Here is a 26961-nt window from a genome sequence, read left to right as displayed (position 1 = left end):
AGCCCCCTTCCAGCATGAAAAAACGCTACATCAAACCTCTGGCAAGGTCGAGCCGCCATCGACCACCAGCGTCTGTCCGGTGATGTAAGTTGCCAGATCCGATGCTAGAAACAGCATGGCTCCGGCAATATCCGCCGCCTTGCCAAGCCGTCCCAGGGGCACTCGACTGGCGATATTTTCGTTCAGTTGGTCGTCCCCCAGATTGCCCATAGCTGGCGTCGCGATCATGCCCGGCTCGACGCCATTGACCCGCACGTTGTGTCCGGCCAGTTCCAGTGCCGCGTTGCGGATGAAACCGTTGACCCCGGCTTTTGATGCCGCGTAATGGCTCAGCCCCGGGTAGGCTACTCGTGGGCCGGTGACCGATGAAGTCACCAGCACGCAACCCTGACCCTGACGGCGGAACATCGGCAAGGCCGCCTGGGTCAGCCAGAACAGCGCCGAGAGGTTGACCGCCAGAGTTCGGTCGAGAATGGAAGGGGTAATCTCGGCGAACGGTGTCAGCGGAAAATACCCGGCGTTGTGCACGAGAACGTCCAGTTGCCCCAAACGCTGTTCAAGCGCCTGAATCAGTTCGAACACCGCCCTGGATTCGGCCAGGTCGACGCACACGGCTTCAACCTGACACGATTGCGCGGACAATTCGACAGCCAGCGACTGGGCCAGCGGCAGTTGAAGGTCGGCGATTACCACATGAGCACCTCGCACGGCGAAAGCTTCGACGATCGCCCGCCCAATGCCTTGTGCTCCGCCGGTCACCAGGACGGTTTTTCCGCTGAAATCAAGATCTTTGAAAGCGCAGCCTTCAGACATGAGTTTGCTCCATGTGGGTGTAGGCCAGGGTCGGCACATCGACGATGCTCGAGCCGCCGTCGGCCACCACGGTTGCGCCCGTGATAATCGATGCTTCGCTAGAGGCCAGGAAGCGGCAAACCCTGGCAATTTCCTCGGCGCTGGCCGGTCGTCGCAACGGCACGTCGGTGCAGACCCGGTCATAGGCTTGCTGCAGCGTTTCGCCATAGAAGTCCATCAGCGGCTGCATCTCCTGATCGGCCATGGGCGTGCGCACCCAGCCGGGGCAGACGGCGTTCACTCGTACACCGCGCGGGCCGTAATCCCTGGCCAGCGAGCGGTTGAGGCCGAGCAGCGCGTGCTTGGCCGTTGTGTAGCCGCAGACTTCGGGGCCCGCCGCCAGTGAGGCAATGGACCCGATCAGCACGATGTTGCCGGTACTTTCCAGCAGCAGAGGCAGGCAGGCCCGGGCACTGTAGAAGGCACTGTCCAGGTTGCTGCGCAACGCCGCTTCCCAGGTCTGCGGGCTGGTGTCGGTGGCGCTGCCCAGGCCAAGGCCGCCGGCACAGGCCAGCAGTACATCAAGGCGCCCGTAGCGCTGACGAATCTGTGCCACGAATCCTGCCCAGGTGTCCGGGCAGGCGGCATCGCCGACCAAAACCAGCCCGCCGGTTTCCCGGGCAATTTGCTCCAGGGGCTCGCGGCGGCGGCCGATCAACACCAGACTGGCGCCTTCGGCTGCGTACAGCCGGGCACAGGCAGCACCGATACCCGTCCCGGCACCGGTAATTGCAACGGTACGTGGCTCAGGCATTGGGATACTCCGTCCGGTTGAGAACCTGGCAGTAAGAGCTGATCGGAAAGTTTGACAGTTCATCGAAGGACGACCCGGCATAACCGAAGATCTTGCCGTCGCTGCGGTGCTGTTGCAGGTCGATCAGCACCAGGCCGAGGGTCGGGATGATCTTCTCGCGCCAGACGAACAGGTACAGCTGATCGGCGATCTTGTAGTAGTGGCAGCGGTCGGTGTCGCACAGGCCTTGCTCGACGCCCTTGAGGCACTGCCAGGAATAGAACTGATCGTTGAGGTAGATGTGTTCGTAGACTTCACTTGGGCTGTAGCGATACAGGTTGCGCAGGCCGGTCAGTTCGCTGGTCGGTGCGTGAGGGCATTGGCCTTCCTGCCACGGACGATCAAGGCTGCCATGCAAAAACTCGACTTCGACCGAGGTCAGGTGCTTGCCCGCCAGCGCACGGCTGTAGAGGCCTTCACAGGTTTGCTCCTGGGTCGGCATGCGGCCGATCACAGCGGTGAATGCAGCGCTAACGGTGTCGAGCACCAGGCTGATCGACCAGGCTTGACCACCTTCGTGCTTGATGAAGTCCACCAGGTACAGACCTGGACGCACTGAGGTGGCTCGATAGTTTGCAGTGCCCGTGGAGTGCCCATCGGCAGCGGTCCAGGATAGGACTTCGGTGTCGAAACGATGTTCGATCTGCCAGCCATTGGCGAAGTTCAGCGTGAAGGCCTTGCCGTTCAGGTCGGCCAGGTTCGGCAGGATGAAGGCTTCAGGGGCGAAGCCGTCGGCCAGGGCGCCAACGGTGATCCAGTCGGATGATGTTGTCATTGCAATGCTCCAGTTGAGTGAAATAACAATCTGGAGCATGCGGTTCGCAAACAAGCTCGCCTATCAACCGGATGGTTGAGCCGGGCTAAAAAATCAGAGCTGGAGAAACAGGGTTCCGACCAGCTCGGTGCGGCTGCTGACGCCGGTCTTGCGAAACAGGTTGATCAGGTGGGTCTTGATGGTCGGCAGACCGACTTTCAGTTCCAGGGCCAGTTGCTTGTTGCTGGCGCCCTGGCGCAGTAACAACGCGATCTGCCGCTCCTTGGGCGTCAGGCCGGTCAGCGGATCTTCGCAGGGCTGTATGTTCGCGACGGCGAGTTGCAGCAGGGACTGCAAGGCATTGAGCTGGGCCAGTTGGTCGGTGGTGAAGGCGCCTTGTTCGGCGGTGCGTAACATCGAGATCGCGGCCTGAGGCTGGCCGGCGCGATGGGCGAGGATTTCCACCACATCGACAATGCCATAGCGCTGCAGAAAGTCCCGATAGCGCCGACTGTCCCGTGTCGGCTGTCGGGCCATGGCAAAACCCAGAGGCACCACGGCTCGCCCGCTGGACAGGCAATTTCGCGGTTGCAAAGGGTCGAACCGACGGTAGTTGTCCAGATAGTCGCGATGCATCTCATCGCTCATGCAATGCAGCCGGAAGTCACGGGCTTGCAGTTGCCGGTCGACACAGTAGAACGCCGCCTGACTGGCAGGTACGAGTTGAGTGAAAGCTTGCAGGCAATGGCCGGCGATTTCCTGGGTGGGGAGGGCATTCATGTTCGGTACCTCGCCAAGGGGCTACCGGCTGTTCGCCGGCAACCCGAATCGGTCAAGCGACAGCGAAGTAGTGTTTGACGAAGCTTTCGCTGACCACTTCCCACAGCACGGGAGTGCCTTTGGTCACGAACCAGCTGTCGCCGGCCTTGTAGCGAGCACTCTGGCCGGTGGATTCGTTGGTCAGGACCACTTCGCCGGTAACCACCGTAGCTTGTTCGGCGAACGGATAGACCATGCGGAACTTGCCCTGGGTGGTGCCGAAATAGGCACTGCTGACCGGGTCGGTCGGTGCACCGAAAGTCATTTTGCCAAAGGCTTTGACTTCGCCTTCGAGGATTTCCGAGCCGAGGTCGGCAACGGAGCCCCAGGCGTCCAGTTCGGACAGCTGGATGTCTTTCTTGAGGGTGGTAAGGGTCATGGCAGTTGCTCCTGATGAGTAAAAAAACAGAAAAGGGAAGAGCGCCTTGGCAGTTACCGACGCCCGTTCCAATAACCTGACAGCTGGTGCCAGGACTTGCCGGCGGTCAGCAACAGTGGGCGAAACGCATCTTTGCCAAGGATGGTAGGGCGGTGGATCGAGCTGACCAGGTCATAGCGCGCCGAGCCTTCACTCATGCCTTCGGCCAGCACCTTGCAGATGATGTGGCTGGGGGTGACGCCGAAGCCCGAATAGCCCTGAACGAAGAAGGCGTTGCTGCGACCGGGCAGGGTGCCGATCTGCGGGAACAGATTCGGGCTGCAGGCCATCGGACCGCCCCAGGCCAGATCGATTTTCACGTCCTTGAGGTACGGGAAAATTTTCAGCATCAGGTTGCGGTTCCAGGCTTTCAGGTCCAGGGGAATGTGCTCGACCAGCGGTGTGGCCGCACCGAACAACAGACGGTTTTCGTTGGTGACGCGGTAGTAGTCGATCACCGGACGAATGTCGCTGTAGGCGCCGCGAATCGGGCTGATGCGGTTGATCAACTCGTCCGACAGTGGCTCGGTCATCATCTGGAAGGCGTAGGTGTTGATGGTCGATCGGTGTAGTTCCGGTTCCAGCTTGTTGAGGAAACTGTCGCAGGCCCACAGAAGCTTGCTGGCCTTTACTGAACCACGGCCGGTGCGCACGGTGATGCGCTCGCCATAGCTGACTTCCAGCGCTGGACTGTTCTCGAAAATCCGCACGCCGTGCCCAACCAGTGCCTTGGCTTCACCGAGTAGCAGGTTCAACGAATGGACGTGACCGCCGCCCATGTGCAGCAATGCGCTGCTGTAGGCATCGGAGCCGATGATTTGCTTGACGTCCGAACCACCGAGAAAGCGAATCTCGTGTTTGCTGTTGATCGATTTGAAGTCTTTTTCCCAGGCGCGCAGGGTCTTTTCCTGGCGAGCGTTGAAGCCCATGTAGCCGTAGCCGTGGCAGAAGTCGGCATCGATGTTGTACTTGGCGATGCGGTCCTTGATGATGTCCGCGCCCAGGTCGCTGATCTCGAAGACCTGGCGCAGACCGTCCTCACCCACGTCCTTCTTGATCTTCTCCAGGTCGTGACCGATGCCGGCCATGATCTGCCCTCCATTGCGCCCGGTGCCACCGAAACCCAGGTAACGCGCCTCCAGCACAACGATGTTGGTGATGCCTTTTTCGGCGAGCTCAAGCGCGGTATTGATGCCGGAGAAACCACCGCCAATGACCACAACGTCGGCTTCCACATCCTGTTCCAGGGTCGGGAAGCTGAGATTGTATTTTTTGGTGGCCGTGTAATAGGTGGGCGTTTCGATATTGATCATGGCGCAGCCTGAAAAAGTGAAGAAAAACTCAACGCAGGGCCTTTGATTAGCTCTGTACCGGATGACTCCTATTAAGAGCCTTGGCTCGGTGGATGTCTTGATTCTCTATGCCGGGATTTTTGATTCAGCGCGCCAGAAGGCCTTTGCGATAAGAAGTTATGGCGCGTTCGGGGGGACAGGATGATAGAGTTTCGTTAAATTATTAACTAAATCAACCGTGATCCTGACTCCGATGCTCAAACCCCGGCAATCCCTGACCTTGACCCTGCTGCAAGCACGTGAAGCAGCCATGAGTTTTTTTCGTCCCTCGCTCAACCAGCACGGGTTGACTGAACAACAGTGGCGGGTTATCCGCATTCTCAATCAGCACGGCGAGCTGGAAATCTACCGGCTGGCGGAACTGGCGTGCATCCTCAAACCGAGCATGACCGGTGTGCTGGTGCGCATGGAGGCGGCCGGCATGGTCCATCGGCGCAAGGCCGAGCAGGACCAGCGACGGGTGCTGGTGACCCTGGCCGAAAAGGGCGAGGCGTGCTTTGAGTCCATGAGCCAGTGCATGGAAGAGAACTACCAACGGTTGCAGGCACAGTTGGGAGAGGAGAAGTTGCAGACGTTGCTCGGGCTGCTCAACGAGTTGAAGACCATCAAGCGCTGACAATATCGGAGCGATTTCGCGAGCGAGCTTGCTCGCGAAATCGAATGACGCGTTGTACAGAGATTATTTGATGCTCAGGCACATGTACTTCTGCTCGATGTAATCATCGATCCCGTACTTGGAACCTTCGCGGCCCAACCCTGACTGCTTTATCCCGCCGAACGGCGCCACTTCGGTGGAGATCAGTCCTTCGTTGACTCCGACCATGCCGTACTCCAGCGCCTCGCTGACGCGCCAGGCCCGGCCCAGGTCGCGGGTGTAGACATAGGACGCCAGACCGAACTCGGTATCGTTGGCCATGGCGATTGCCTCGGCTTCGGTGTCGAAACGGAACAGCGGTGCCAGCGGGCCGAAGGTCTCATCCCGGGCCACCAGCATGGCCGGGGTGACGTCGCCGAGGACCGTGGGCTCGAAGAAGTTGCCACCCAGTGCGTGGGGTTTGCCGCCGGCCAGCAGCGTCGCGCCCTGGGCCAGTGCGTCGTTGATGTGTTCCTCGACCTTGGCCACCGCCTTGGCGTTGATCAGCGGCCCTTGTTGCGCGCCTTCGGTTTCGGCCCGGGCGACCTTGAGGGTGTTGACCGCCAGCACCAGGCGGCGGGCGAACTCGTCATAGACACTGTTTTGTACCAGCAAGCGGTTGGTACAGACACAGGTCTGGCCGCTGTTGCGGAATTTCGAGCCGATCGCACCTTCCACGGCGGCATCCAGGTCGGCGTCTTCGAAGATGATAAAGGGCGCGTTACCGCCCAGTTCCAGGCTGACTTTCTTGATGGTTTGCGCACACTGGGCCATCAGCAATTTGCCGATGCCGGTGGAGCCGGTGAACGAGAGTTTTTGCACTGCCGGGTTACCCGTCAGCTCTGCACCGATTTCCCGGGAGCGGGTGCCGGTGACGACGTTCAGCACACCCGCCGGAATGCCGGCGCGTTCGCCGAGTTCAGCCAGGGCCAAAGCCGACAATGGGGTTTCTGAAGCCGGTTTAAGCACCACGGTGCAACCGGCGGCCAACGCCGGACCGACCTTGCGGGTGATCATTGCATTGGGAAAATTCCACGGTGTGATGGCCGCCACCACCCCGATGGCTTGTTTGATCACCACCAGCCGCCGACCTTGCTTGTCATGAGGAATCACATCGCCGTAGACCCGCTTGGCCTCTTCGGCGAACCACTCGATAAAGCTCGCGCCATAGGCAATTTCGCCACGACTCTCGGCCAGCGGTTTGCCTTGTTCCCAACTGAGCAGGCGAGCCAAATCTTCCTGATGGGCCATGATCAGCTCGAACCATGTGCGCAATACCTTGCTGCGATCCTTGGCGGTTTTGCCGCGCCAGGCGGGCAGGGCAGCCTGGGCCGCGGCGATGGCGCGGGCGGTTTCGGCTTGGCCGAGGGAGCTGATTTGGGCGATGACTTCGCCATCCGCCGGGTTGGTCACCGCGAAGCGTGAACCGTCATCGGCGTCGACCCATTGGCCATTGATGTAAGCCTGCTCGCGCAGCAGTTTCAAATCGTTAAGTTTCATCGGGCTTCTCGAAAAATCAGTACACGCCGCCGGAGCTGGTGGGCACCGGAGCATCTTTGAATTTGCCGGCGAGGGTTTGCAGGCCACGCATCAGCACGGTGGTGTCGACACCCACGGCAACGAATGCCGCGCCCAACTCGATATAGCGCCGGGCGAGTGTCTCGTCGGCGCTGAGAATGCCTGCGGCCTTGCCGGCCTTCTGAATCCGCACGATGGCGTCCTCGATGGCCGTCTGCACCTCGGGATGCCCCGGATTGCCGCGATGGCCCATGGACGCGCTCAAATCCGCCGGGCCGATAAACACCCCGTCCACGCCCTCGACCGCCGCAATGGCATCCAGGTTGACCAGGCCTTCGCGGTTCTCGATCTGTACCAGCAGGCACATTTGTTCATCCGCTTTGTCGAGGTAACCGGGAATGCTGTTCCAGCGTGACGCACGGGCCAGCGCACTGCCGACACCGCGTATGCCCTGGGGCGGATAGTGAATCGCACGCACCAGTTCCCGTGCCTGTTCGGCACTTTCGACCATCGGCACCAGCAGGGTCTGGGCGCCGATATCCAACACCTGCTTGATCAGCGCGATATCGCCGATCACCGGGCGTATCACCGGATGACTGGGGTAGGGCGCCACTGCCTGAAGCTGGCCGAGCAACCCGCGAAGTTCATTGGGTGCATGTTCGCCGTCGATCAGCAGCCAATCGAAACCGGCATTGGCTGCCAGCTCGGCACAGTAGGCGTCGGCCAGACCGAGCCAGAGGCCTATCTGAGCTTCGCCGCTTTTGAGGCGTTGTTTGAAACGGTTGATGGGCATGTCCATGGAACAGTCCTCCAGGGATCAAACAAAGCGGCAGGAGATGGAACCCAGCATGTCGTAATCGACATGGAAGGTATCACCGGGGTTGGCCGCCACCGGGCGGGTGAAGGAGCCGCCGAGAATGATTTGGCCCGCTTCCAGGGTGACGTCGTAGGCGGCCAGTTTGTTCGCCAGCCAGGCCACGCCTTTGGCCGGATGATTGAGCACGGCGGCCGACACCCCGGACTCCTCGATCACGCCGTTGCGGTAGAGCACCGCAGGCACCTTGCGCAGGTCGATCTCGGTCGGCCGCACGGCACGACCGCCCATGACCACGCCAGCGTTGGCGGCGTTGTCGGAAATGGTGTCGAACACCTTGCGTGTCGCCTTGGTCTGCGGGTCGATTTGCTGAATTCGCGCATCGATGATTTCCAGCGCCGGGATCACCCATTCAGTGGCGTCGAGCACGTCGAAGATCGTGCAGTTCGGACCTTTGAGCGGCTTGCCAAGGATGAACGCCAGCTCCACTTCCACCCGCGGCACGATGAAGCGCTCGAACGGAATGTCCGTGCCCTCGTCGAAGAACATGTCATCGAGCAAGGCACCAAAGTCCGGCTCGGTGATGTTCGAGGACACTTGCATGGCCCGCGAGGTCAGACCGATCTTGTGCCCGACCAGTTTGCGCCCGTCCTTGATTTTCTGGGCGACCCAGGCGCGCTGGATGGCATACGCGTCTTCGATGGTGATAGCCGGGTGATCGAGGGAAAATTGCCGGACCTGCTCCCTGGAGCGTTCAGCCCGATCCAGTTGTGCGGCGGCGTGAAGGATTTGCTGTTGATCGAGCATGACGAAGATCTCTTATTGTGGATTGACGATGGCCGCATTGGTGCGCAGCACCAGGAAGCCGCCGAGAGCGATTAACAGCGCCAGGACATACAGGGCCAGGCTGGCGCTCTGAGTGGTGTCGCGCATCCAGCCGATCAGGTAAGGCGCGAGGAACGAGGCGATGCTGCCGAACGAGCTGATCAGGGCAATGCCGGCGGCTTGTGTGCAGTTGGAGAGAAAGGCCGGAGGCAGTTGCCAGAACATCGGCAACGCGGCGCTGGCACCCATGCCAGCGACGGTCAAGCCGCCCATCACCAACAGCGGGTTGCCCGGCGCCAGGCCCGCCACTGCGATACCGGCGGCGGCCATCAGTAGCGGCACACACAGGTGCCAGCGGCGTTCGCGGTTACGGTCCGACGAGCGTCCGCAGCCGATCATGAAGAAACACCCGGCCAGATAGGGCACTGCACTGAGCAGGCCTACCTTGCCGTCGCTGCCAATTCCCGCGCCGTGGATCAGTGTTGGCATCCAGAAGGCCAGGGTGTTGACCGCCAGCATCACCGCAAAATAGATCGCCACCAGCAGCCAGACCTGTGGGTCGCGCACAATCCCACCGAAGGAGGTGATGGATTTACGCTGTTCTTCGCTGCTCAGTTGCGCGCGCAGTTGCTGTTTCTGCGCCGGGTTCAGCCACTTCACGACTTCGAAGTTATCCGGCAAACACTTGAGCACCACCAGGCCCAGCAAGACCACCGGCGCCCCTTCGATCAGGAACATCCACTGCCAGCCGCGCAGTCCACCGAAGTCATGGAGGTTTTCCAGAATCGCCCCGGACAGCGGTCCGCCGATGACTCCGGCCATCGGCACGGCAATGGCAAACAGCGCGGTGACTTGAGCCCGGCGCCGGGCCGGGTACCAGCGATTGAGGAACACCAGGATCCCGGGAAAGAAGCCGGCTTCGGCTACGCCCAGCAAAAAGCGCAGGACATAGAAACCGCTGGAGCTTTCGACCCACAACATGCTGGCAGAAAGTACGCCCCAGACCACCATCAGGCTGGCGATCCAACGCCGTGGTCCGACCCGGTCAAGGGCCATGTTGCTCGGTACCCCGAACAGCGCGTAGGCAATGAAGAACAGTCCGGCTCCGAAGCCGTAGACGGTGTCGCTGAAGTGCAGGTCGGTACTCATCTGCATCTTGGCGAAGCCGATGTTGATCCGGTCCAGATGGGCGAACAGGTAACAGATCAACAGCAATGGCATCAGGCGCCAGGTAACGGTGCTGTGGGTTCGATCGTGCTCGGCAAGGGTGATGCTGTCAGCGGTATTGGCTGTGCTCATGATGTTGTACTTTTTGTTTGAGTGGCCGTTGGCGGAAGGAGGGCGTGAATCAGCCCGCCTGGTTCTTCAAGAAGGCATGCACGTTGTTCTGCTTGAAATTCAGTTCGGGGTGCAGCTCGATCATCTCGAACGACAGCGCCAGCAGCCGTTGCGACTGCAGTTCGGCGAAGTGCTCGGTGATTACGTTGAACAGTGTTTGTGCGACTGTCTGCCGGGTCGGCAGATCTCGTCCGTGACCGACCTTGAGGGTCATATGGACGAAGGCGTAATCGTGCTTGCCATCAGCCATGCGCCAGGTGTCCAGGCGCACTCCACGACTGCGGATGCCGCCCAGGGGGAACACGCCGCTGTCGCCGAGGGAGGCGTGGACTTTTTCGAACAGGCTGGGCAAGTCGGCTTGTTGTTCGATGTTGTCGGTGTATTCAGCAATGAAATGAGGCATGTGAGTCTCCCGTAACGTTGATGTTTCGCATCGCGTAGCAGCTGTCGAGCGGAGCGAGGCAGCGTCCGGCTGCGAAGCAGTCGTAACCCCATACACCTCTGTGTTTCAGGTAAATCGAGAGCACCGGTTTTACGAGGACTACGTCCTCGGACGCCGCCTCGCTCCGCTCGACAGCTGCTACGCCAGTTCCTGTCTGGTACCTCAGAGAGGGAAAATGGCGTTGATCTGGCCAGTGCCTGAACTGCCGAAGGGCTCGGTCAGTACTTCCACCGGTTTGTTGTACTCGGGCCCGCCAAGCAGTCCGAGGAGCATGGCGGTGTCGTGCATCTTGCCTTCGCCGAAGCAGTGCTCGGCGTAGTCCGGGAGCATTGCGCAGAACTCCTTGAAGCGACCTTGCTTCCACATCTCGACCACGTGCAGGTCCATCTGCTTGTCGAATTCACGGGTCCAGTTGTGAATGTTGGCTTCGGCTTCACGGTCGTCGGAGAAACGGTGGGACAGCGAGCCGGAGGCCAGCACCAGCACCTTGCGGTCGCTCCTATCGATGGCCCGGCGCACGGCGGCGCCGAAGGCGAAGCTGTCTTCCAGGCGATGCCAGGCGCACCACGCGGCGATGGAGATCACGTCAAACTTCTGCTCGTCCGGGACGCCCATGTGCATGTAGCGCATAGGTACCAGAGTGCCGTATTCCAACTCCAGGCTCGGGATGTTGTGGGCCATGGTGCGCACCCCGGCCTGATTGGCCTCGGTGGCGATCAGCTCGCCCAACGCTGGGCAACCCGGGTACTCGTACTCCATGTTCTTGATGAAGTGCGGCAGTTCGTTGCTGGTGTAGATGCCCTTGAAATGCTCGCCGCAGTTGACGTGATAGCCGCTGTTGACCAACCAGTGCACGTCGAACACCACGGCGGTGTCGGCACCGAGCTCGCGGGCGCGACGGCCGATTTCCTTGTGTCCGGCAATTGCCGCCTCGCGACAACCGTGATGCTTGCCGGGCAGTTCCGACAGGTACATCGAGGGTACATGGCAGATTTTCGCGGCCAGGACGACTTCGCCCATGATGATTCTCCTGAAATTGTTGTTATTCGATTCAATCTGGTGGCCAGTGAAGGCTGCGATGAGCCGATGCGCGGCCCATCGCTGCCTTCAGCAGCGACCATCGCTTGTTCAGAGACCCCAACGCGGGATGTGATGACTGCCCATGGAAATGCAGATGTTCTTGATTTCGGCGAACACCTCAAAGCTGTACTGGCCGCCTTCGCGTCCGGTACCGGAACCTTTCACACCACCGAACGGCTGACGCAAGTCCCGCACGTTCTGACTGTTGATGAACACCATGCCGGCTTCGATGCCGTAGGCCAGGCGATGGGCCTTGCCGATGTCCTGGGTCCAGATGTAAGACGCCAGGCCATACTCGGTATCGTTGGCCAGTTGCAGGGCCTCGGCTTCGTCCTTGAACGGAATCAGGCACACCACCGGACCGAAGATCTCTTCCTGGGCGATACGCATCTTGTTGTTCACGTCGGCGAACACCGTCGGCTGAATGAACTGGCCTTTACTCAGGTGCGCCGGCAAGTTGGCCGGACGTTCCAGACCACCGGCGAGGAGGGTGGCGCCTTCCTCGATGCCGATCTTGATGTAGCCAGTGACCTTGTCGTAGTGGGCCTGAGTGATCATCGAGCCGACCTGAGTCTTCGGGTCCTGTGGATCGCCGACGATCAAGCGTTTGGCGCGGGCAGCAAACTCGGCGACGAACTGAGGGTAAACGCTTTCCTGAATGAAGATCCGGCTACCAGCGGTGCAGCGTTCGCCGTTCAGCGAGAAGATGGTGAACAGTGCGGCGTCGAGGGCGCGCTCCAGGTCCGCATCTTCAAAGATCAGCACCGGTGACTTGCCGCCGAGTTCCATGGAGTATTTTTTGAGGCCGGCGGTCTGCATGATTTTCTTGCCGGTGGCGGTACCTCCGGTGAACGAAATTGCGCGCACATCCGGGTGCCGAACCAGCGCGTCACCGGCGGTGGCGCCGTAACCCTGGATGACGTTGAGCACGCCATTGGGAATGCCGGCCTCAACAGCCAGACGACCGAGTTCGTTGGCCGTCAGTGGGGACAGCTCGGACATCTTCAGCACCGCAGTATTGCCCAGTGCCAGGCACGGCGCGGTTTTCCAGGTGGCTGTCATGAACGGCACGTTCCACGGTGACACCAGACCGCAAACACCCACCGGCTGATACAGGGTGTAGTTGAGCATCTGGTCGTCGACGGGGTAAGAGTGACCGTCCATGCGGGTGCAGACTTCGGCGAAGAAATCGAAGTTGTGCGAAGCGCGGGGGATCAACACATTTTTGGTCTGATGGATCGGAAGGCCCGTGTCCAGCGTTTCCAGTTCGGCCAGACGCGGGACATTCTGCTCGATCAGCTCACCGAGCTTGCGCATCAGTCGGGCACGTTCCTTGGCTGGCGTATTAGCCCACTTGGGGAAGGCTTCCTTGGCCGCGGCTACGGCCTGAGCGACTTCTTCGGCGCCGCCGCTGGCGATTTCACCGATGGCTTCGCCGGTGGCCGGGTTGTAGTTGACGAAAACGTCTTTGCTTTCGACCTCACGGCCGTTGATCCAGTGTTTGATCATGCTGCTCAAGCCTCTTTACGGGCGGAGAAGAATTCCGCTTCGCTAACAATTCGATTAACCAGGCGACCCACGCCTTCCACTTCCACAATCACTTCATCGCCTGGAACCACATCGGCCAGACCTTCCGGCGTGCCCGTAGCGATCATGTCGCCGGGCTGCAAGGTCATGAAGCTGGACAGGTATTCGATCAGGTAAGGGATGTCGAAAATCATGTCGGAGGTCGAGCCTTCCTGACGTAACTCACCGTTGATCCAGGTGCGCAGTTTCAGGTTGCTCGGGTCCGGCACGTCGGCGACGTCGACGATCCACGGACCGACCGGCGTCGTGGCATCGCGGTTCTTCACCCGCAGGTTGGGCCGGTAGTAATTTTCCAGGTAGTCACGGATCGCGTAGTCGTTGCACACCGTGTAGCCGGCCAGGTACTGGAGGGCGTCTTCACGCTTGACGTTACGCGCGGGCTTGCCGATGACGGCGACCAGTTCGCACTCGTAGTGCATATAGGCGACGTTGTCCGGGCGCCATGTAGCCTGGTTATGGCCGGTGTAGGTGCCCGGGGACTTGATGAACGCCAGGGGCTCGGTGGGCGGCTTGAAGGCCAACTCGGCGGCGTGGTCGGCGTAGTTCAGGCCCAGGGCGAACATGCTGCCGGTGGCCGGTGGCAGCCATTGCACTTGTTCTTCGGCCAGCAGGCGGCCGTCGGCCAGGCGCACGGCGTTGTGCTCTTCGACATGGACGAGGTGGACTTCACCTTCAAAGCGGATACGGGCGTGTTTCATGGAAGCTCCTGTTACTCGGCCACGATGTGGTTGACGAGGCGGCCCAGGCCGCTGATTTCGACTTCGACGGTGTCACCGGGCTGGACATCGACACGGCCTTCAGGGGTGCCTGTGATCAGCACATCGCCTTCGTGGAGGGTCATGAATTCGCTGATTTCGGCGATCAACTGGGGAATGCTGCGGACAAAGTTGGCCGTGGAGTTTTCCTGGCGCAGTTCACCGTTGACGAACAGTTTCAGACTCAACTGATGCGGATCGGCGAGCTGGTCACGGCCCACCAATTCCGGGCCCAGCGAGCAGAAGCCGTCACGACACTTGGCTTTCACCGCCGGGCGGTAGTAGCTGTCTTCCGGCAGGCTGAACTCATTGACGATGGTGTAGCCGGCCACATGTTCCAGCGCATTCTCGATGCTGACCCGGCTGGCGCTTTTACCGATCACCACACCCAGTGCAGGCCCCGGTTGCAGGCGTTCACCTTGCGGATGAATCACCGCGCGGTCATGGCCATTGCGGGTGTTGGGCGTCTTGATGAACAGCACCGGTTTAACCGGCGGTTTCTGGTAAGGCGCTTGCCCGAATTCGGCGATACGTTGGTTCAGCAACCCTTGATAGTTCAGCGCAACGCCGAACAGGGTGCCGTTCGCAACATCATGCAGGGCACGGCTCATGCTTTTCTCCTGGCAGTGGCGGAGCAGTGACTGCTTCGCGAAATATTCGTTAACCTGTTAACGTTATAATTAATATGTTAACAATCGTCAAGCGTGGCAAAATGCGCTGGCAGTGGTTAGCCGCCGCAAACCGGCGCAGGATGAAAGTCCTTGCACTGCCAACACGCAAACAAGAAAGAGAACCGAGCGATGATCGATCGTCAGCCGATCCCCAATATCAACATCGGTCAGGTCTACGACCAGCGTTACAGCGATGCCGAAGTGCACTACGACAAACTCGGCAATCTGGCTGAGTTCTTCGGCCGCAATATGCCCGTGCACCGACACGACCGGTTCTTCCAGGTGCATTACGTGAAGAGCGGTGCGGTGCGGGTCTATCTGGATGACCAGCAATACCTCGAGTCGGGACCGATGTTTTTCCTCACGCCACCGACGGTGGCCCATTCCTTCGTCACCGAAGCGGACGCCGACGGGCATGTGTTGACGGTGCGCCAGCAACTGGTCTGGCAGTTGATCGATGCCGATCCGAGTCTGGCGCCGGGCTCGCAGTTGCCAGCGGCTTGCGTGGCATTGGCGGGGCTGGCACCACAGTTCCAGCCCGAGGTCAGGAGACTGGAGTTTCTGTTCGAGGAACTGTGCAACGAGATCAACGGCGACAAGCCAGGGCGGGGGGCGGCCTTGGAGAGCCTGACGCGATTGATCGTGATCAGCCTGCTCAGGCTGTGCGCCAATTCCCTGGAAGCCCGCCCGGCACGCCATGAAGACTTGCGGATCTTCCACCGCTTCAACGAATTGATCGAAGACCATTACCTGCAGCACTGGCCGCTGTCGCGCTATGCCGATGGCATTGGTGTTACCGAGGCACGGCTCAATGATGTCTGCCGGCGCATTGCCGACCTGCCGTCCAAACGTTTGATCCTTGAACGGCTGATGCAGGAGGCCAAGCGTCTGTTGTTGTTCACTGGCAGTTCGGCCAATGAAATCTGCTACCAGCTGGGCTTCAAGGACCCGGCCTATTTCAGTCGGTTTTTCCAGCGTTATGCGCTGGTGACCCCTGGGGAGTACCGCCTGCGGCAGTCGGGTTTGCGCTGAGGTAGCCATGTTTGCTTCTCGATAGGCGCCGAGTGTTTGTCGAGCAATCATGGTCGCAGCCGGTGCCCTGAAAAATGGCTTTTACAGGGAACCGATTGCACTTTTCATGGGCGGCTCACCACAAGGCCAGGCTGTAGCCGATGATGATCCGGTTTTCGTCTATATCGCTGGTCAGGCCGTTGCTTGAGCGAAGAGTGGCGTTGCGTAGCCGCACATTGACGTTCTTCAGCGGACCACTCTGCACCGTGTAAACCAGGTCGGTGTCACGCTCCCATTCCCGACCGTTGCGCACGGTGGAGGTTTGCACATGAGAGCCGTCGACATAGCGAGTCATGAAGGTCAGCCCAGGCAGGCCCAGGGCCGCGAAGTTGTAGTCGTAACGCGCCTGCCAGGCGTCGGTCTCGGCCTTGGTGAAGACGTTGATGGTCACCAGGTTTACTGAATATGGGTCCAGGCCCGGAAAGGCGAAGTCGCCGTCTCCGGAGAGATTCTGGTACCCCAGGCCGAATTTATGGGCACCCATCGACAGGCTTACCATGCCGTTGAAAAAACGGTTGTCGATCTTGCCGCCATCGACCCTGGATGGACTGCGCAATTCATGGTTGCCTTGTTCGCGAGTATCGAAATAGCGCAAATCGCTGCGCAGATTCACACCTTCTGCCAAGGGCAATTCATGCACCAGACCGATGAAGTGCTGGCTGTAGATGTCCTGCATCCGGGCGTAATAATAGGTCGCTGCCAGGTGTGGATTGATCGCGTAGGTGCCACCGGCCAGATCGAGATGGCTGCTTTGCACACCGGCGTAACTCATCTCGTCATTGCTGGAGGAGTCTCGTAGGTTCTGCTTTTCCAGGCGGCCCAGATTCAGGGTCAGGCCGTCGACTTCCTGGGAGGTGACCAGCTCACCACTGTAGGTTGAGGGCAGCAGTCGGGTGTCGTTATAGGCGGCCACGGGCAGTTGCGGCTGTAGGGTGCCGAGTTTGAGCACGGTCTTCGATGTTCGCAGCTTGGCGGTCAGGCCCAATTCGCTGTAGCTGTCCTCTGGTTGCTGGCTGGCGCCAAAGGGCAGCAAGCCGGTGCCTCGACGATCGCGACTGGAGTCAAGTTTCACCCCGAGTTCGCCCAAGGCATCGACCCCGAAACCGACCATGCCGTCGGTGTAGCCCGACTCCAGGCGTAATACAAAACCCTGGGCCCACTCTTCGGCCTTGTTCTGTGGTGCGTTGCTCTGACGAAAGTCTCGGTTCATGTAGAAATTGCGCAGGTCCAAACTGGCTTTACTGTCCTGGACAAAATCAGCGTGAGCGCTAAACGGGCTAAACGCGGCGCACAGGGCAACGCTTGCCGCCGTGCGAAGGAGGCACGAATGCATGAGGGGGGTCCTTTTGTTGTTTTTGTAGGTATCACCCCCTATTCGGTAAGGGGTGTCATATAGTTAACATCTTATCTATTATTTTCGTAGCGTTTTTTTCAGTTTTTTCAGAAGAAATAGGGGTGGTGGCGATTATTTTTTATCTGAGATCATTGATTTGTTTATAAGTTAATGATGTGCTGCAGAGGGGATGTTGCATGCACTCTGTGCCGACTCTAAGCTTTGACGCTTCGACCTCTTTTTCCGCGTGAACCATGCCGACCCCCAGACCGTCCCTTACGCTCACCTTGTTGCAGGCCCGCGAAGCAGCCATGGCATTTTTCCGGCCGTTGCTCAACGAACATGATCTGACTGAACAGCAATGGCGGGTGATCCGTATCTTGCGTCAGCACGGCGAACTGGAAAGCCATCAACTGGCCAATCTGGCATGCATCCTCAAACCGAGCATGACCGGCGTGCTGTCCCGGCTGGAGCGCGACGGTATCGTCCGGCGCAGGAAGTCGTCCGAAGATCAGCGCCGGGTATTCATCGCCCTGACCGAGCAGGGGCAGCAGTGTTTCGTCGACATGAGTGCGGGGATGGAAAGCAACTACTTGAAGATTCAGGAGCAGTTCGGCGCGGAGTCGCTTGAGCAGTTGCTGGAACTGCTCAATAAATTGAAGAACATCAAGCCCTGATTGACGCAATGTCCTGTATTTGACATCCCCTCCGAGCAAGTCAAAAAAAAGTCCATTGCCACCATCCGATCACCAGGAAATTGAGCGCACGCTAAGATTGCCTGCAAACGTTTCGATACCAATGAGGCAACCTCACGGGGCTCCGTAGTGAACATCGACACCCGCATCAAATTCCGTCACCTCGTGTGCTTTCTCGAAATGGCTCGTCAGGGCAGTCTGGCGCGGGCGGCGGATGTGTTGGCGGTGAGTCAGCCAGCGATGTCGAAGACGCTCAAGGAGCTGGAGGAGCTGCTGGCGGCAAGTCTGTTTATACGCAGTAAAAGTGGTGTGAACCTGACCGAAGCCGGGGTTGCCTTTTTGCGTTATGCCGGGCCTTCGGTGCAGGCGTTGCGTGATGGGGTGAACACCTTGCGCGGTGGCGAATATGCGGCAGGCACGGTTCGACTCGGCGTGTTGTCGACAGTGGAAAGTTTGCTGGTGCCTGAGGTTGTACGGCGCTTGCACGAGCGTCATTCGGCGCTGGTGGTGAGTGTGGTGACCGGGCCAAGCGCCTATTTGTTGTCGCAGTTGCGGGTGGGCGATGTGGACCTGGTGGTCGGCCGTATGACCGATAGCCCGGAGATTCAGGGGCTGACCTTCGAGCATCTGTACAGTGAATCCATGACGCTGGTGGTGCGTCCCGGTCATCCCTTGCTGGCCGAGCCACTGGAGCGTAGCGCCCTGGAAGATTTCCCGCTGGTGCTGCCGCTGGCAGGAACGACGATTCGCAAATATGCCGATAGCCTGTTCGTGCAATGCGGCATCAGCCAGTCGCGGCAGCGTCTGGAAACCTTGTCCGTGACCCTGAGCCGTCGTTATGTGTTGTCCAGCGAGGCGATCTGGATCGCGCCTCTGGATGCCGTGCGCCTGGATCTGGCAAGCGGCGAACTGCTTGAGATCAACCTGGGGCAGCGCGAACCGGGTGGTTCGGTGGGGATTTCCAGTAACGCCAGCTTGCCGTTGTCACTGGCGGCCCAGTGGTGCGTCGAGGTGCTGCGCGAGGTAGGGCAGGCGTATCGCGAAGGGTCTTATCCATAACCATTTGGTTATGTGTTGAAGGTGGCTTTTCAATATTCCCCAGCCTTCTGTTGTTTGAAACTGCGCAGGTAGTGCTCCATAAATCAAACAACAGGAGATCGACATGTCTGATGCAGACAGCAGTCGTTTCGTTATTCGTGACCGTAATTGGCACCCCAAAGCCCTGACCCCTGATTACAAAACCTCTGTCGCCCGTTCTCCACGCCAAGCCTTGGTGAGCATCCCCCAGTCGGCCAGCGAAACCAGCGGCCCGGATTTCTCTCACCTGAAAATGGGCCGGTTCGATAACGACCTGCTACTCAACTTCAATAATGGTGGGTTGCCGGTGGGAGAGAGGATCATCGTTTCCGGCCGGGTCTGTGATCAATATGGCAAGCCCATCCCGCATACCCTGGTGGAGATGTGGCAGGCCAACGCCGGTGGTCGCTACCGGCACAAGAATGATCGCTACCTGGCACCATTGGACCCGAATTTCGGTGGTGTCGGCCGGGCTCTGACCGACCGTGACGGCTACTACAGCTTCCGCACCGTGAAACCCGGTCCGTATCCTTGGCGCAACGGTCCGAATGACTGGCGCCCGGCGCACATCCATTTCTCCATCAGCGGGCCATCGATCGCCACGCGCCTGATCACCCAGCTGTATTTCGAAGGCGATCCACTGATCCCGATGTGCCCGATCGTCAAGTCGATCGCCAATCCAGAGGCGGTACAGAGCCTGATCGCCCGGCTCGACATGGGTAATGCCAATCCGATGGATTGCCTGGCCTATCGCTTCGACATCGTGCTGCGCGGCCAGCGCAAGACCCACTTCGAAAACTGCTGAGGAGTCCGTCCATGCCTATCGAACTGCTACCCGAAACCCCTTCGCAAACGGCCGGCCCCTATGTGCATATCGGTCTGGCCCTAGAGGCTGCCGGCAACCCGACACGGCCGGAAGAAATCTGGAATCAGATGGCCAAGCCGGGTGCCGAGGGCGAACAGATTCTGCTGATCGGTCATGTCTATGACGGCAACGGTCACCTGGTGCGAGACTCGTTTCTGGAGTTTTGGCAGGCCAATCATGAAGGGGTTTATGACCCGGTCTTCGACTCGGAAAAAACCTTCAACAGTTTCGGCCGAACCGCCACCACCTTCGATGCAGGGGAGTGGACACTCAACACCATCAAGCCTGGCGTGGTGAACAATGCCGCCGGGGTGCCGATGGCGCCTCACATCAATGTGTCGCTGTTTGCCCGCGGGATCAATATTCACCTGCAAACCCGGCTGTACTTTGCCGATGAGCCACAAGCCAACGCGACGTGCCCGGTGCTTAATCTGATCGAGCAACCGCAGCGTCGCGAAACGCTGATAGCGCAGCGTTGCGAGGTGGATGGCAAGGCGGCTTATCGTTTCGACATACGTATTCAGGGGGAGGGTGAAACGGTGTTCTTCGATTTTTAAAACCCGCTTCGCGCCGAGCCAGCGAGTTCAACGGGCCAAGCGTGCAGACAACAAAAAGCCGCTGCCACCCTCACAGGGCGGCAGCGGCTTTTTGTTGTTACAGGTTACTTGCTATCAGGCAGCGCGTAAGCGATCACATAATCGCCGCGATCGGGCGACTGACGCGCACCACCCGCGGTGATGACAACGTACTGCTTGCCTGTTTTCGGCGACACATACGTCATCGGGCCACCCTGGCTGCCCACGGGTAGCCGGGCTTTCCAGGCCTCTTGTCCGTTGGCGGAGTTGAAGGCGCGCAGGTAGTAGTCCTGTGTACCGGCAATGAACACCAGGCCGCCCTGGGTGGAGAGCGTACCACCCAGCGTCGGCATGCCGATCGGCAACGGCAGATGCATCTTGATACCCAATGGGCCAGTGTCCTGGACGGTGCCGACCGGCACTTGCCACGCGACTTTCTGGGTTTTCATGTCGATCGCGGTCAGTGTGCCAAAAGGCGGTGCCTGGCAAGGGATGCCGGCAACCGACAGGAAGCGGTTCTTGTTCACTGCATACGGGGTGCCTTTGAGCGGTACTGCGCCCATGCCGGTGTTCAGTGCTTCACCACCGGAAGAGGTCTTGGCATCTTTCTGCGCCGCAATCATCTGGATCCACAGGCCCAGACGCATGTCGTTGACGAAGATAAAACCGTGTACCGGGTCAGTCGAGATACCACCCCAGTTCATCCCTCCCAGCGAGCCCGGGAAGCTCAGCGAGATATCGGTGCCTGGTGCAGTGTACAGCCCGTCGTAACGCATTTTCTTGAACGAGATACGGCAGAGCAGTTGATCGAACGGCGTTGCCCCCCACATGTCCGACTCGGTCAGCGTTTGCGCGCCGATCGCTGGCATGCCCACCGATTTCGGCTGAGTCAGCGAGTAAGGTTCGTTCGGGATGTTCGAGGTTTTGACCGGAACCTCTTCAACCTTGGTCAGCGGCTTGCCGGTGGCGCGGTCTAGCACGAAGATCTGGCCGGCTTTGGTGCCGATCACTACGGCGGGCACCTTGCTGCCGTCGGCTTTGGTGAAGTCGATCAGACTTGGCTGCATGGGCAGGTCGAAGTCCCACAGGTCGTTGTGGACGGTTTGGTAGACCCACTTTTCTTCGCCGGTTGTTGCGTTCAGTGCAAGAACGGAAGCGCCGTACTTGTGGTTCAGTGCCGTACGTTCCACACCGTATATATCGGTGGACGAACTGCCCATCGGCAAGAACACGGTGTTCATTACCGGGTCGTAGGACATCGGTGCCCAGCTGTTGGGCGTGCTGCGCACGTAGGTGCTGCCGGCCGCCGGAGCCTGCTTGTCTTCGGGGTTGCCCGGGTCGAATGCCCAGCGCATCTCGCCGGTGACGACGTCGAAACCACGGATCACGCCACCTGGCATGTCGGTCTGGACGTTGTCGGCGACACGGCCGCCGACGACCACGGTGGTCCCGGCCATCAGCGGTGCCGATGACAGCTGGTAATAGGAATCAGGGACGTCGCCAAGACCTGCTTTCAGATCAACCTGGCCGTTGTTACCGAAGCCCTGGCAGAACTCCCCTGTATCGGCGTCCACTGCAATCAGGCGCGCATCGATGGTGTTGGTCAGCAGACGGCGCTGGCAGTTGGCGCCGGCCGGTATCGACACGGGTTTGACAGGTGTGCTGCCGTCAGCAGGCTGGGCGAGCGCAGCGGTAGCGTCGAAGTAGGCGATACCGCGGCAACGTTGCCAAACACGGGTCTTGGCGTTGATCTCGTTTTTCCACAGCTGTTTACCGGTGTCGGCATCCAGTGCGATGAGGTTGTTGTGCGGTGTGCAGATGAACACCTTGTCGCCAACCTGCAACGGCGTCATCTGATCTTCGGCGCCATTGCCGTCGCTGATCGCGATGTCCCCGGTATTGTAGGTCCATGCCGGCACCAGCTTCGAGACGTTGCTACGGTTGATCTGGTCCAGAGCGGCGAAGCGGCCGCCGCCTTCGTCGTTACCGTAGTGTTCCCAGTTTTTCTGGGCCTTGGCGGGGTCGACCTTGGTCAGCCCTGGGCCGTCACCGGTCGGCGAAACAGGGGCATGGGGAACGAACATACCGGCACCACCTGCAACGATGGCGACTGCCAGCACACCGCTCAGAGCGTAGCCACTGCGGCCGCTGGCCAGGCTATTGGCCTTGCGCAGATGGGGGTAGACCAATGCCACCAACAGGCTCAGCACGCCCAGGGCGAACAAGCGAGAGATCAGTGGCCAGAAGTTCAGTCCGACATCCGCCAGCGCCCAAATCACGGTCAGCACCATCACCGCCGCGAACAGCCAGGCACCTTGCAGACGCTGCTTGAAGAGCAGTACGGCAGAGACGATCAAACCGAAACCGGCGAGCAGGAAGTACCAACTGCCACCCAGCGTGGCGAGGTAGCCACCACCTGCTGCGAAGAATAATCCAAATACCAGCACACCGAAGGCGACGACCCAGATGGGCCAGCGGCTGACGGATGCCGAAGGTCGAGACTTAGTCATGTTGCATGATCCTACTGACGCATGAACGTTTGTGGGGAGGGTTAAGAGCAGTGAAGGCAAGTCTGAAAATAGTTGTTAACTATTTGGTTAATTGCGCAAAGATATCAAAAAAAGCGAGCCCTGCGACAAATTGTCATTTGCCGGAAAGGAGAAACACTGTTGCGAAGATGGTAACAATCGAGAGAAATGCCCCTGAACACACGGGGCGAGCTGGCGAAGATTGCCTTCAGCCAGGTGTGATTGCCTACCGCAAAGAGCGATAGGCAATGGGGTCGACGTACGCCGATTGCAGGTCCCGCTCCGGGATTTCCCAGATGATTTGCTTTGGCGGCGTTTCTTTGGAAGCCGGGTTGTTGAGGTAGCTGTTTGCAGCGCCAGAGAACGCTCCACCGTCTTTGGCGAAGTTACCCACGGGGGCGCCCAGTGCCTGCTGCAGAAACCCTGCGAAGTTGGAGTTGCGTGAGAATGAAGTGCCGATGAGCGCGGTGTTGGGGAGGTCGGCATCGCCAAAAAGGTCTGCCTCAGTGTCAGGGTTGGCGGCCGACGTAACGGGAAGTTCGTGGGTGCTGGTTTGGGCGACCATGTCGGGTGCGGGTTGCCATTTGAGCGGCAGCCAGTCGATTCCCGCCAGATGGACCAGATCGCCAGGTCGAACCGCGAGCGGGGCATGACGTTCATTGAACGACCTGCTTGGCGTGGCGCTGATGCCCAGGGTCTTCAGGCGCTGTGTGATGGCATCGGCCGCCGTTTTCGCGCCGGATTCGCTCCAGTGCGTATCGGTGCGCAACCAGGCACTGGCCCCCAGTGGCGTCAGCGCAGCGGTGAGGTCCAGATTCGACACGCCGCCCGCATCCAGCTTTGAGGTCCAGGCCTGGATGCGTCCTTCGAGAGCGGCTGGGCGGTGCAGTGTGCAACGCTGCTCGGAAGCGATGCGGCTCTTGTCTGGAACGATGACCACCAGCAGGCTGATACCACGCTGGGAGAGCTGCTGCTTTAGATCAATCACGGCCTGGGCTTTGGCATCGGCATTGCGCTGCGCTTGATGATTAACCTTGAGCTCATCGGCCAAAAACAACCAGCCAGGACAACCTGAGCGAACCCTCGGCCCGGTGTCACTGAGGAGCAGCCAACTGACTCCGCGCTCCAGCTTGGCGAAGGTCGTGGGGAGGTGAGCGTTCGACAGTTCCTTGGCGAGTCGATGAGTGATATCGCCGTCAAGAATCTGCGAGGTCTGCACTTCACCGGGTAACAGTGAGATCTGCCCTGAAACGATCAGACGGCCAGAGGACAGCAGTCCGACGAACAGGAATATCAGCAGCGCCACGCCTGCCAACCGACTGCTGCGAATCGCCAAATCATCTGGCTGAGTAGGGAGCGGGGGAGGCTTTAGGGTTGTCATCAGAATTGGAAGTACAGGAAGGGTACGGTTTCGCGACTGGCGATCAGTGCGAACGACAGCATGAAACCGGCGATGGGCCAAAGGGCGGTGGTGTGGAGCAATAGGCCGCCCAGTCGTTTCTCACAGTAAGGGTGCAACAACGGTGCAACGACACCGAACACCCCCAGCAAACCCGCAAGGCCGTGTACCGGGCGTAGGGTCGCGGACAGTTCGTCACCGAGGGCAATGCCTTGCAGGCCGAACTGTCCGGCATACAGGCTCAGCGCGCTGTGAAAGTCGGGGGCGCGGAACAGTGTCCAGGCCAGGCAGACGAACAGCAGGGTCAGCCCATGGGAAAACACTGGCTGTAACGGGGGCAGGGTAGAGCTGTTCCAGACACGATTCACACACAACGCAATACCATGGGCGCTGCCCCACAGCAGATAATTCCAGCTATCGCCACCGTGCCAGAGGCCGGCGATAGCCATGATCAGGAACAGGTTGCGATAGGTTTTCCAGGTGCCGTTGCGATTACCACCCAGCGAAATATACAGATAGTCACGCAGCCAGCTGGACAGCGACAAATGCCAGCGGCGCCAGAAGTCCTGGATGCTGTTGGCCAGATAGGGACGGTTGAAGTTCTCGGGAAAGTGGAAGCCCAGCATCAATCCAAGACCAATGGCCATGGCGCTGTAGCCGGCGAAGTCGAAGAACAGTTGCAAGGAGTAAGCAAGGCAGCCGATCCAGGCGTCAGAGAAACTTGGGTTCTGCACATTGAACGCCACATCGACCACCGGCGACAGGGTGTCGGCCACCAGGACCTTCATGCTCATCCCGACCATGAACCGGCGTGCGCCCAGCGAGAAATTCTGCCAGTTGAAGTGACGCTGATTCAGCTCACGCCGAACCCAGTCATAGCGAATGATGGGACCGGCGACCGAATGGCCGAACATCGAAATATAGGTGGCGTAATTAATTAAGCTGCGTTCGGCCGGCACGGTGCGGCGGTGTACATCCACCAGATAGGAAATCGCCTGCAAGACGATAAACGATAGCCCGGCCGGCATGATGACTCGCTGCCAGTCCAGCGGCATGGCGCCAGACCAGGCAAGGGCATCGATCAACGTACCGGCGACGATGTTGGCGTACTTGTACCAGCACAGCACCGCCGTGTTGAGCACGATCAATGTCACGAGTAGCCGCACGCGGCGCTTGTCTTTTTCCCGCAAGGCGTCAATCAGCAAGCCGCCGGCCCACGCCGTGATCGTCAGCACCACATGCACTGCGAGGAACCGAGGGCTCAACCAGCCATAGAACAGCCAGCTGCCGATCAGTAACGTGACATTGCGCCAGGCGGCTGGGCACACTGCATAGCTGCACAAGAACAGCGGCAGGAACAACGTCAGAAACTCGAGAGAGGCAAAAACCATGGTGGTGGCGCGATCCGATCAGTGGGCCAGGACGTCAGTCGCGAGCAACAGGTGCGGGCCATTTGCACCAGGTAGCAGCACAACGCTGTAGCGCTCGCCGGCCTTGAGCTGGCCGAGGTCGAGTGGCGCACCGACATTGGTTTGGGCGCAGACCAATTGAACCGATAGGGTGACCGGGTTGATCGCTCGGCGTTGCACGCTGCCGTCGGCCACCTCCTTGAACAGGTCGGTGTTTTTCCCCGCAGCACGCAAACCGGCCTGGGTGCACGCTGGATCGGCGCTGATAAACGCCAGCGAGGCTCTCAGGCTATTGAAATCGTCGGGTTGCTCACGGATGACGACCTGACGGATACCTTGAGCGCTATCTGGCAAAGCGATCACACTGGCGAATTCGCCTGCTGCCACCTGGATGTCCAGCGGCTGGCTTTTGCCGTTGCGTTCCAGGGTGCCCTTGATCGGTTGGTTGGCGGGCACGGGCAGGTAGTCGGACACGGCATTCGAACCCTCGAGCCTGAGGCTGGCCCGCGAGCCTTCGGCCAGCAGCTGCAAGGGGCGGTCGGCGGCGTTGATAAAGCGCAAGAAGGCCGAGTCCTGATCCGGGCCCGTCGGGTACAGGGCAATGTCGGCGGCCTGGGCGTGCAGGCTCAGCATCAAGGGCGCGAACAGCGCCCAGCCACATGCGGATCGAGTCATTTGCCGGCTCCTGTGCTGCTGACGGTGTCGGCGGGCAACTTGGCCAACGCACCACCAATCGCAGTGCCCCAGGCTTGATAACCGGCAACGGTAAAGTGCTGCCCATCGGTGGTGATCCACTGCCCGGGTTTGGAGAACGTCAGCGAATCGATGTAGGTGCAAGGCGCCACGTTCGCGGCTAAAAACTGCGACATCAACTGGGTGCGGGCATCATTCTTCTGGTACATGCCACCGGCTTTGCCCCAGGCCGGGCCCACCCAGGCGCAACGGGTCCCGGTGGCCGCGATGGCCTTGGCCAGGCCGGTGACGCTTTGCCATGCCCAGGCCTTCGGAAACACGGGCTTGTCGTAGGACGCCATGGTGTCGCCGATGACCAGTACCACCAGGTCGGGCTTGTCGGCGGCGATCAGGTCCTGGATCGGTGTGGTGGTGGCGTCACGACCCTTGATCACCATCTTGTCGTTGCCTTTGCGCTCGGCACCGCAGTCGACCTTTTTACTGATCAGCCAGTCGCCGGCGCTGGCGCCACAGGCACCGATGGAGTGAACCAGGGCGCCTTGGCGAGTCAGGTTGTCGTGCAGCGGCTCCAGCAAATGGTCCGCGAGGCTCATATGGCTCTCCCCAAGAACAAGGAGCGTCAGGCCGGCAAGGGCAGAAGTGGGCATCGGAAACTCCAGAATGA

At 59.8% G+C, this 26961-nt stretch carries 27 protein-coding genes; 6 read left to right on the top strand and 21 right to left on the bottom strand.

Annotation, left to right across the window (positions count from 1 at the left end; translation table 11 throughout):
* Positions 1-30: 30 nt before the first annotated feature.
* From AC07V0_RS02470 to AC07V0_RS02445, 6 genes are all read right to left on the bottom strand, one after another.
* Positions 31-813, bottom strand: coding sequence for an SDR family oxidoreductase (locus AC07V0_RS02470; RefSeq protein WP_028940817.1), 783 nt, complete (start codon positions 811-813; stop codon positions 31-33).
* Positions 806-1606, bottom strand: a complete 801-nt coding sequence (locus AC07V0_RS02465) for an SDR family NAD(P)-dependent oxidoreductase (RefSeq protein ID WP_086945689.1) — start codon at positions 1604-1606, stop codon at positions 806-808. The genes AC07V0_RS02470 and AC07V0_RS02465 overlap by 8 nt, the downstream gene beginning before the upstream one ends.
* Positions 1599-2420: a molybdenum cofactor biosynthesis F family protein gene (locus tag AC07V0_RS02460; protein WP_086945688.1), complete on the bottom strand. Its 822-nt coding sequence runs from the start codon at positions 2418-2420 to the stop codon at positions 1599-1601. Before AC07V0_RS02460 ends, AC07V0_RS02465 begins: the two co-directional genes overlap by 8 nt.
* A 93-nt stretch (positions 2421-2513) precedes the next feature.
* Entirely contained in the window at positions 2514-3179 is a 666-nt protein-coding gene (locus AC07V0_RS02455) for a helix-turn-helix transcriptional regulator (protein WP_018927912.1), read from the bottom strand.
* Between the two features lie 52 nt (positions 3180-3231).
* Complete coding sequence (locus AC07V0_RS02450) at positions 3232-3597, bottom strand: cupin domain-containing protein (RefSeq protein ID WP_018927913.1); 366 nt, start codon at positions 3595-3597, stop codon at positions 3232-3234.
* Between the two features lie 53 nt (positions 3598-3650).
* Positions 3651-4949 (bottom strand): NAD(P)/FAD-dependent oxidoreductase, encoded by a 1299-nt coding sequence (locus tag AC07V0_RS02445; protein ID WP_018927914.1) that lies wholly within the window; start codon positions 4947-4949, stop codon positions 3651-3653.
* A 232-nt stretch (positions 4950-5181) separates the two neighbouring features.
* Between AC07V0_RS02445 and hpaR (AC07V0_RS02440) the strand changes: the two genes are divergently transcribed.
* Positions 5182-5604 carry a homoprotocatechuate degradation operon regulator HpaR gene (hpaR, locus tag AC07V0_RS02440; RefSeq protein ID WP_495019394.1) on the top strand — a complete coding sequence of 141 codons (423 nt, stop codon included), beginning with the start codon at positions 5182-5184 and terminating at the stop codon, positions 5602-5604.
* A 63-nt stretch (positions 5605-5667) separates the two neighbouring features.
* On the opposite strand, the gene AC07V0_RS02435 is transcribed toward hpaR (AC07V0_RS02440), so the two are convergent.
* The 9 genes from AC07V0_RS02435 to AC07V0_RS02395 all read right to left on the bottom strand — a co-directional run bounded on the left by AC07V0_RS02435 (position 5668) and on the right by AC07V0_RS02395 (position 14592).
* The gene (locus AC07V0_RS02435; protein ID WP_086945687.1) at positions 5668-7122 is read right to left on the bottom strand and encodes an NAD-dependent succinate-semialdehyde dehydrogenase; all 1455 of its coding nucleotides are present in this window, start codon (positions 7120-7122) and stop codon (positions 5668-5670) included.
* 16 nt (positions 7123-7138) lie between these two features.
* Positions 7139-7939, bottom strand: coding sequence for a 4-hydroxy-2-oxoheptanedioate aldolase (hpaI, locus tag AC07V0_RS02430; RefSeq protein ID WP_086945686.1), 801 nt, complete (start codon positions 7937-7939; stop codon positions 7139-7141).
* An 18-nt stretch (positions 7940-7957) separates the two neighbouring features.
* A complete protein-coding gene (hpaH, locus tag AC07V0_RS02425; RefSeq protein WP_018927918.1) occupies positions 7958-8761 on the bottom strand; it encodes a 2-oxo-hept-4-ene-1,7-dioate hydratase in 804 nt (267 codons plus the stop codon).
* 12 nt (positions 8762-8773) lie between these two features.
* Positions 8774-10078: an MFS transporter gene (locus tag AC07V0_RS02420; protein WP_018927919.1), complete on the bottom strand. Its 1305-nt coding sequence runs from the start codon at positions 10076-10078 to the stop codon at positions 8774-8776.
* A gap of 49 nt (positions 10079-10127) precedes the next feature.
* Positions 10128-10520: a tautomerase family protein gene (locus AC07V0_RS02415; RefSeq protein ID WP_018927920.1), complete on the bottom strand. Its 393-nt coding sequence runs from the start codon at positions 10518-10520 to the stop codon at positions 10128-10130.
* Positions 10521-10721: 201 nt separating this feature from the next.
* Positions 10722-11579 (bottom strand): 3,4-dihydroxyphenylacetate 2,3-dioxygenase, encoded by an 858-nt coding sequence (gene hpaD / locus AC07V0_RS02410; protein WP_018927921.1) that lies wholly within the window; start codon positions 11577-11579, stop codon positions 10722-10724.
* Between the two features lie 108 nt (positions 11580-11687).
* Positions 11688-13148, bottom strand: a complete 1461-nt coding sequence (gene hpaE / locus AC07V0_RS02405; RefSeq protein WP_064617391.1) for a 5-carboxymethyl-2-hydroxymuconate semialdehyde dehydrogenase — start codon at positions 13146-13148, stop codon at positions 11688-11690.
* A gap of 5 nt (positions 13149-13153) precedes the next feature.
* Positions 13154-13924 carry a fumarylacetoacetate hydrolase family protein gene (locus tag AC07V0_RS02400; RefSeq protein WP_018927923.1) on the bottom strand — a complete coding sequence of 257 codons (771 nt, stop codon included), beginning with the start codon at positions 13922-13924 and terminating at the stop codon, positions 13154-13156.
* A gap of 11 nt (positions 13925-13935) precedes the next feature.
* Positions 13936-14592, bottom strand: coding sequence for a fumarylacetoacetate hydrolase family protein (locus AC07V0_RS02395; RefSeq protein ID WP_028940811.1), 657 nt, complete (start codon positions 14590-14592; stop codon positions 13936-13938).
* 189 nt (positions 14593-14781) lie between these two features.
* Between AC07V0_RS02395 and hpaA the strand changes: the two genes are divergently transcribed.
* Positions 14782-15684 (top strand): 4-hydroxyphenylacetate catabolism regulatory protein HpaA, encoded by a 903-nt coding sequence (gene hpaA, locus AC07V0_RS02390; RefSeq protein ID WP_018927925.1) that lies wholly within the window; start codon positions 14782-14784, stop codon positions 15682-15684.
* Positions 15685-15799: 115 nt separating this feature from the next.
* On the opposite strand, the gene AC07V0_RS02385 is transcribed toward hpaA, so the two are convergent.
* A complete protein-coding gene (locus AC07V0_RS02385; protein ID WP_018927926.1) occupies positions 15800-17056 on the bottom strand; it encodes an OprD family porin in 1257 nt (418 codons plus the stop codon).
* A gap of 254 nt (positions 17057-17310) precedes the next feature.
* Between AC07V0_RS02385 and hpaR (AC07V0_RS02380) the strand changes: the two genes are divergently transcribed.
* The 4 genes from hpaR (AC07V0_RS02380) to pcaG all read left to right on the top strand — a co-directional run bounded on the left by hpaR (AC07V0_RS02380) (position 17311) and on the right by pcaG (position 20250).
* Positions 17311-17733, top strand: coding sequence for a homoprotocatechuate degradation operon regulator HpaR (hpaR, locus tag AC07V0_RS02380; protein WP_026286558.1), 423 nt, complete (start codon positions 17311-17313; stop codon positions 17731-17733).
* 147 nt (positions 17734-17880) lie between these two features.
* The gene (gene pcaQ, locus AC07V0_RS02375; protein WP_086945685.1) at positions 17881-18810 is read left to right on the top strand and encodes a pca operon transcription factor PcaQ; all 930 of its coding nucleotides are present in this window, start codon (positions 17881-17883) and stop codon (positions 18808-18810) included.
* A 103-nt stretch (positions 18811-18913) separates the two neighbouring features.
* Entirely contained in the window at positions 18914-19633 is a 720-nt protein-coding gene (pcaH, locus tag AC07V0_RS02370) for a protocatechuate 3,4-dioxygenase subunit beta (RefSeq protein ID WP_018927930.1), read from the top strand.
* 11 nt (positions 19634-19644) lie between these two features.
* Positions 19645-20250: a protocatechuate 3,4-dioxygenase subunit alpha gene (gene pcaG, locus AC07V0_RS02365; RefSeq protein ID WP_018927931.1), complete on the top strand. Its 606-nt coding sequence runs from the start codon at positions 19645-19647 to the stop codon at positions 20248-20250.
* Between the two features lie 104 nt (positions 20251-20354).
* Here pcaG and AC07V0_RS02360 read toward each other — a convergent pair whose 3' ends face one another.
* The 5 genes from AC07V0_RS02360 to AC07V0_RS02340 form a co-directional block, all read right to left on the bottom strand.
* On the bottom strand, positions 20355-22778 hold the full coding sequence (locus AC07V0_RS02360; protein WP_086945684.1) for a glucose/quinate/shikimate family membrane-bound PQQ-dependent dehydrogenase: 2424 nt from the start codon (positions 22776-22778) through the stop codon (positions 20355-20357).
* A gap of 244 nt (positions 22779-23022) precedes the next feature.
* A complete protein-coding gene (locus AC07V0_RS02355) occupies positions 23023-24177 on the bottom strand; it encodes an alginate O-acetyltransferase AlgX-related protein (protein WP_064617408.1) in 1155 nt (384 codons plus the stop codon).
* The gene (locus AC07V0_RS02350; protein ID WP_086945683.1) at positions 24177-25586 is read right to left on the bottom strand and encodes an MBOAT family O-acyltransferase; all 1410 of its coding nucleotides are present in this window, start codon (positions 25584-25586) and stop codon (positions 24177-24179) included. Before AC07V0_RS02350 ends, AC07V0_RS02355 begins: the two co-directional genes overlap by 1 nt.
* Before the next feature lie 18 nt (positions 25587-25604).
* A complete protein-coding gene (locus AC07V0_RS02345) occupies positions 25605-26279 on the bottom strand; it encodes an alginate O-acetyltransferase AlgF (protein ID WP_018927935.1) in 675 nt (224 codons plus the stop codon).
* The gene (locus AC07V0_RS02340; RefSeq protein WP_026286561.1) at positions 26276-26944 is read right to left on the bottom strand and encodes an SGNH/GDSL hydrolase family protein; all 669 of its coding nucleotides are present in this window, start codon (positions 26942-26944) and stop codon (positions 26276-26278) included. The genes AC07V0_RS02345 and AC07V0_RS02340 overlap by 4 nt, the downstream gene beginning before the upstream one ends.
* Between the last annotated feature and the right edge of the window lie 17 nt (positions 26945-26961).

The organism is Pseudomonas sp. GW821-FHT01E10 (genome assembly GCF_059422365.1).
This window is presented reverse-complemented; position numbering and strand designations above follow the sequence as displayed.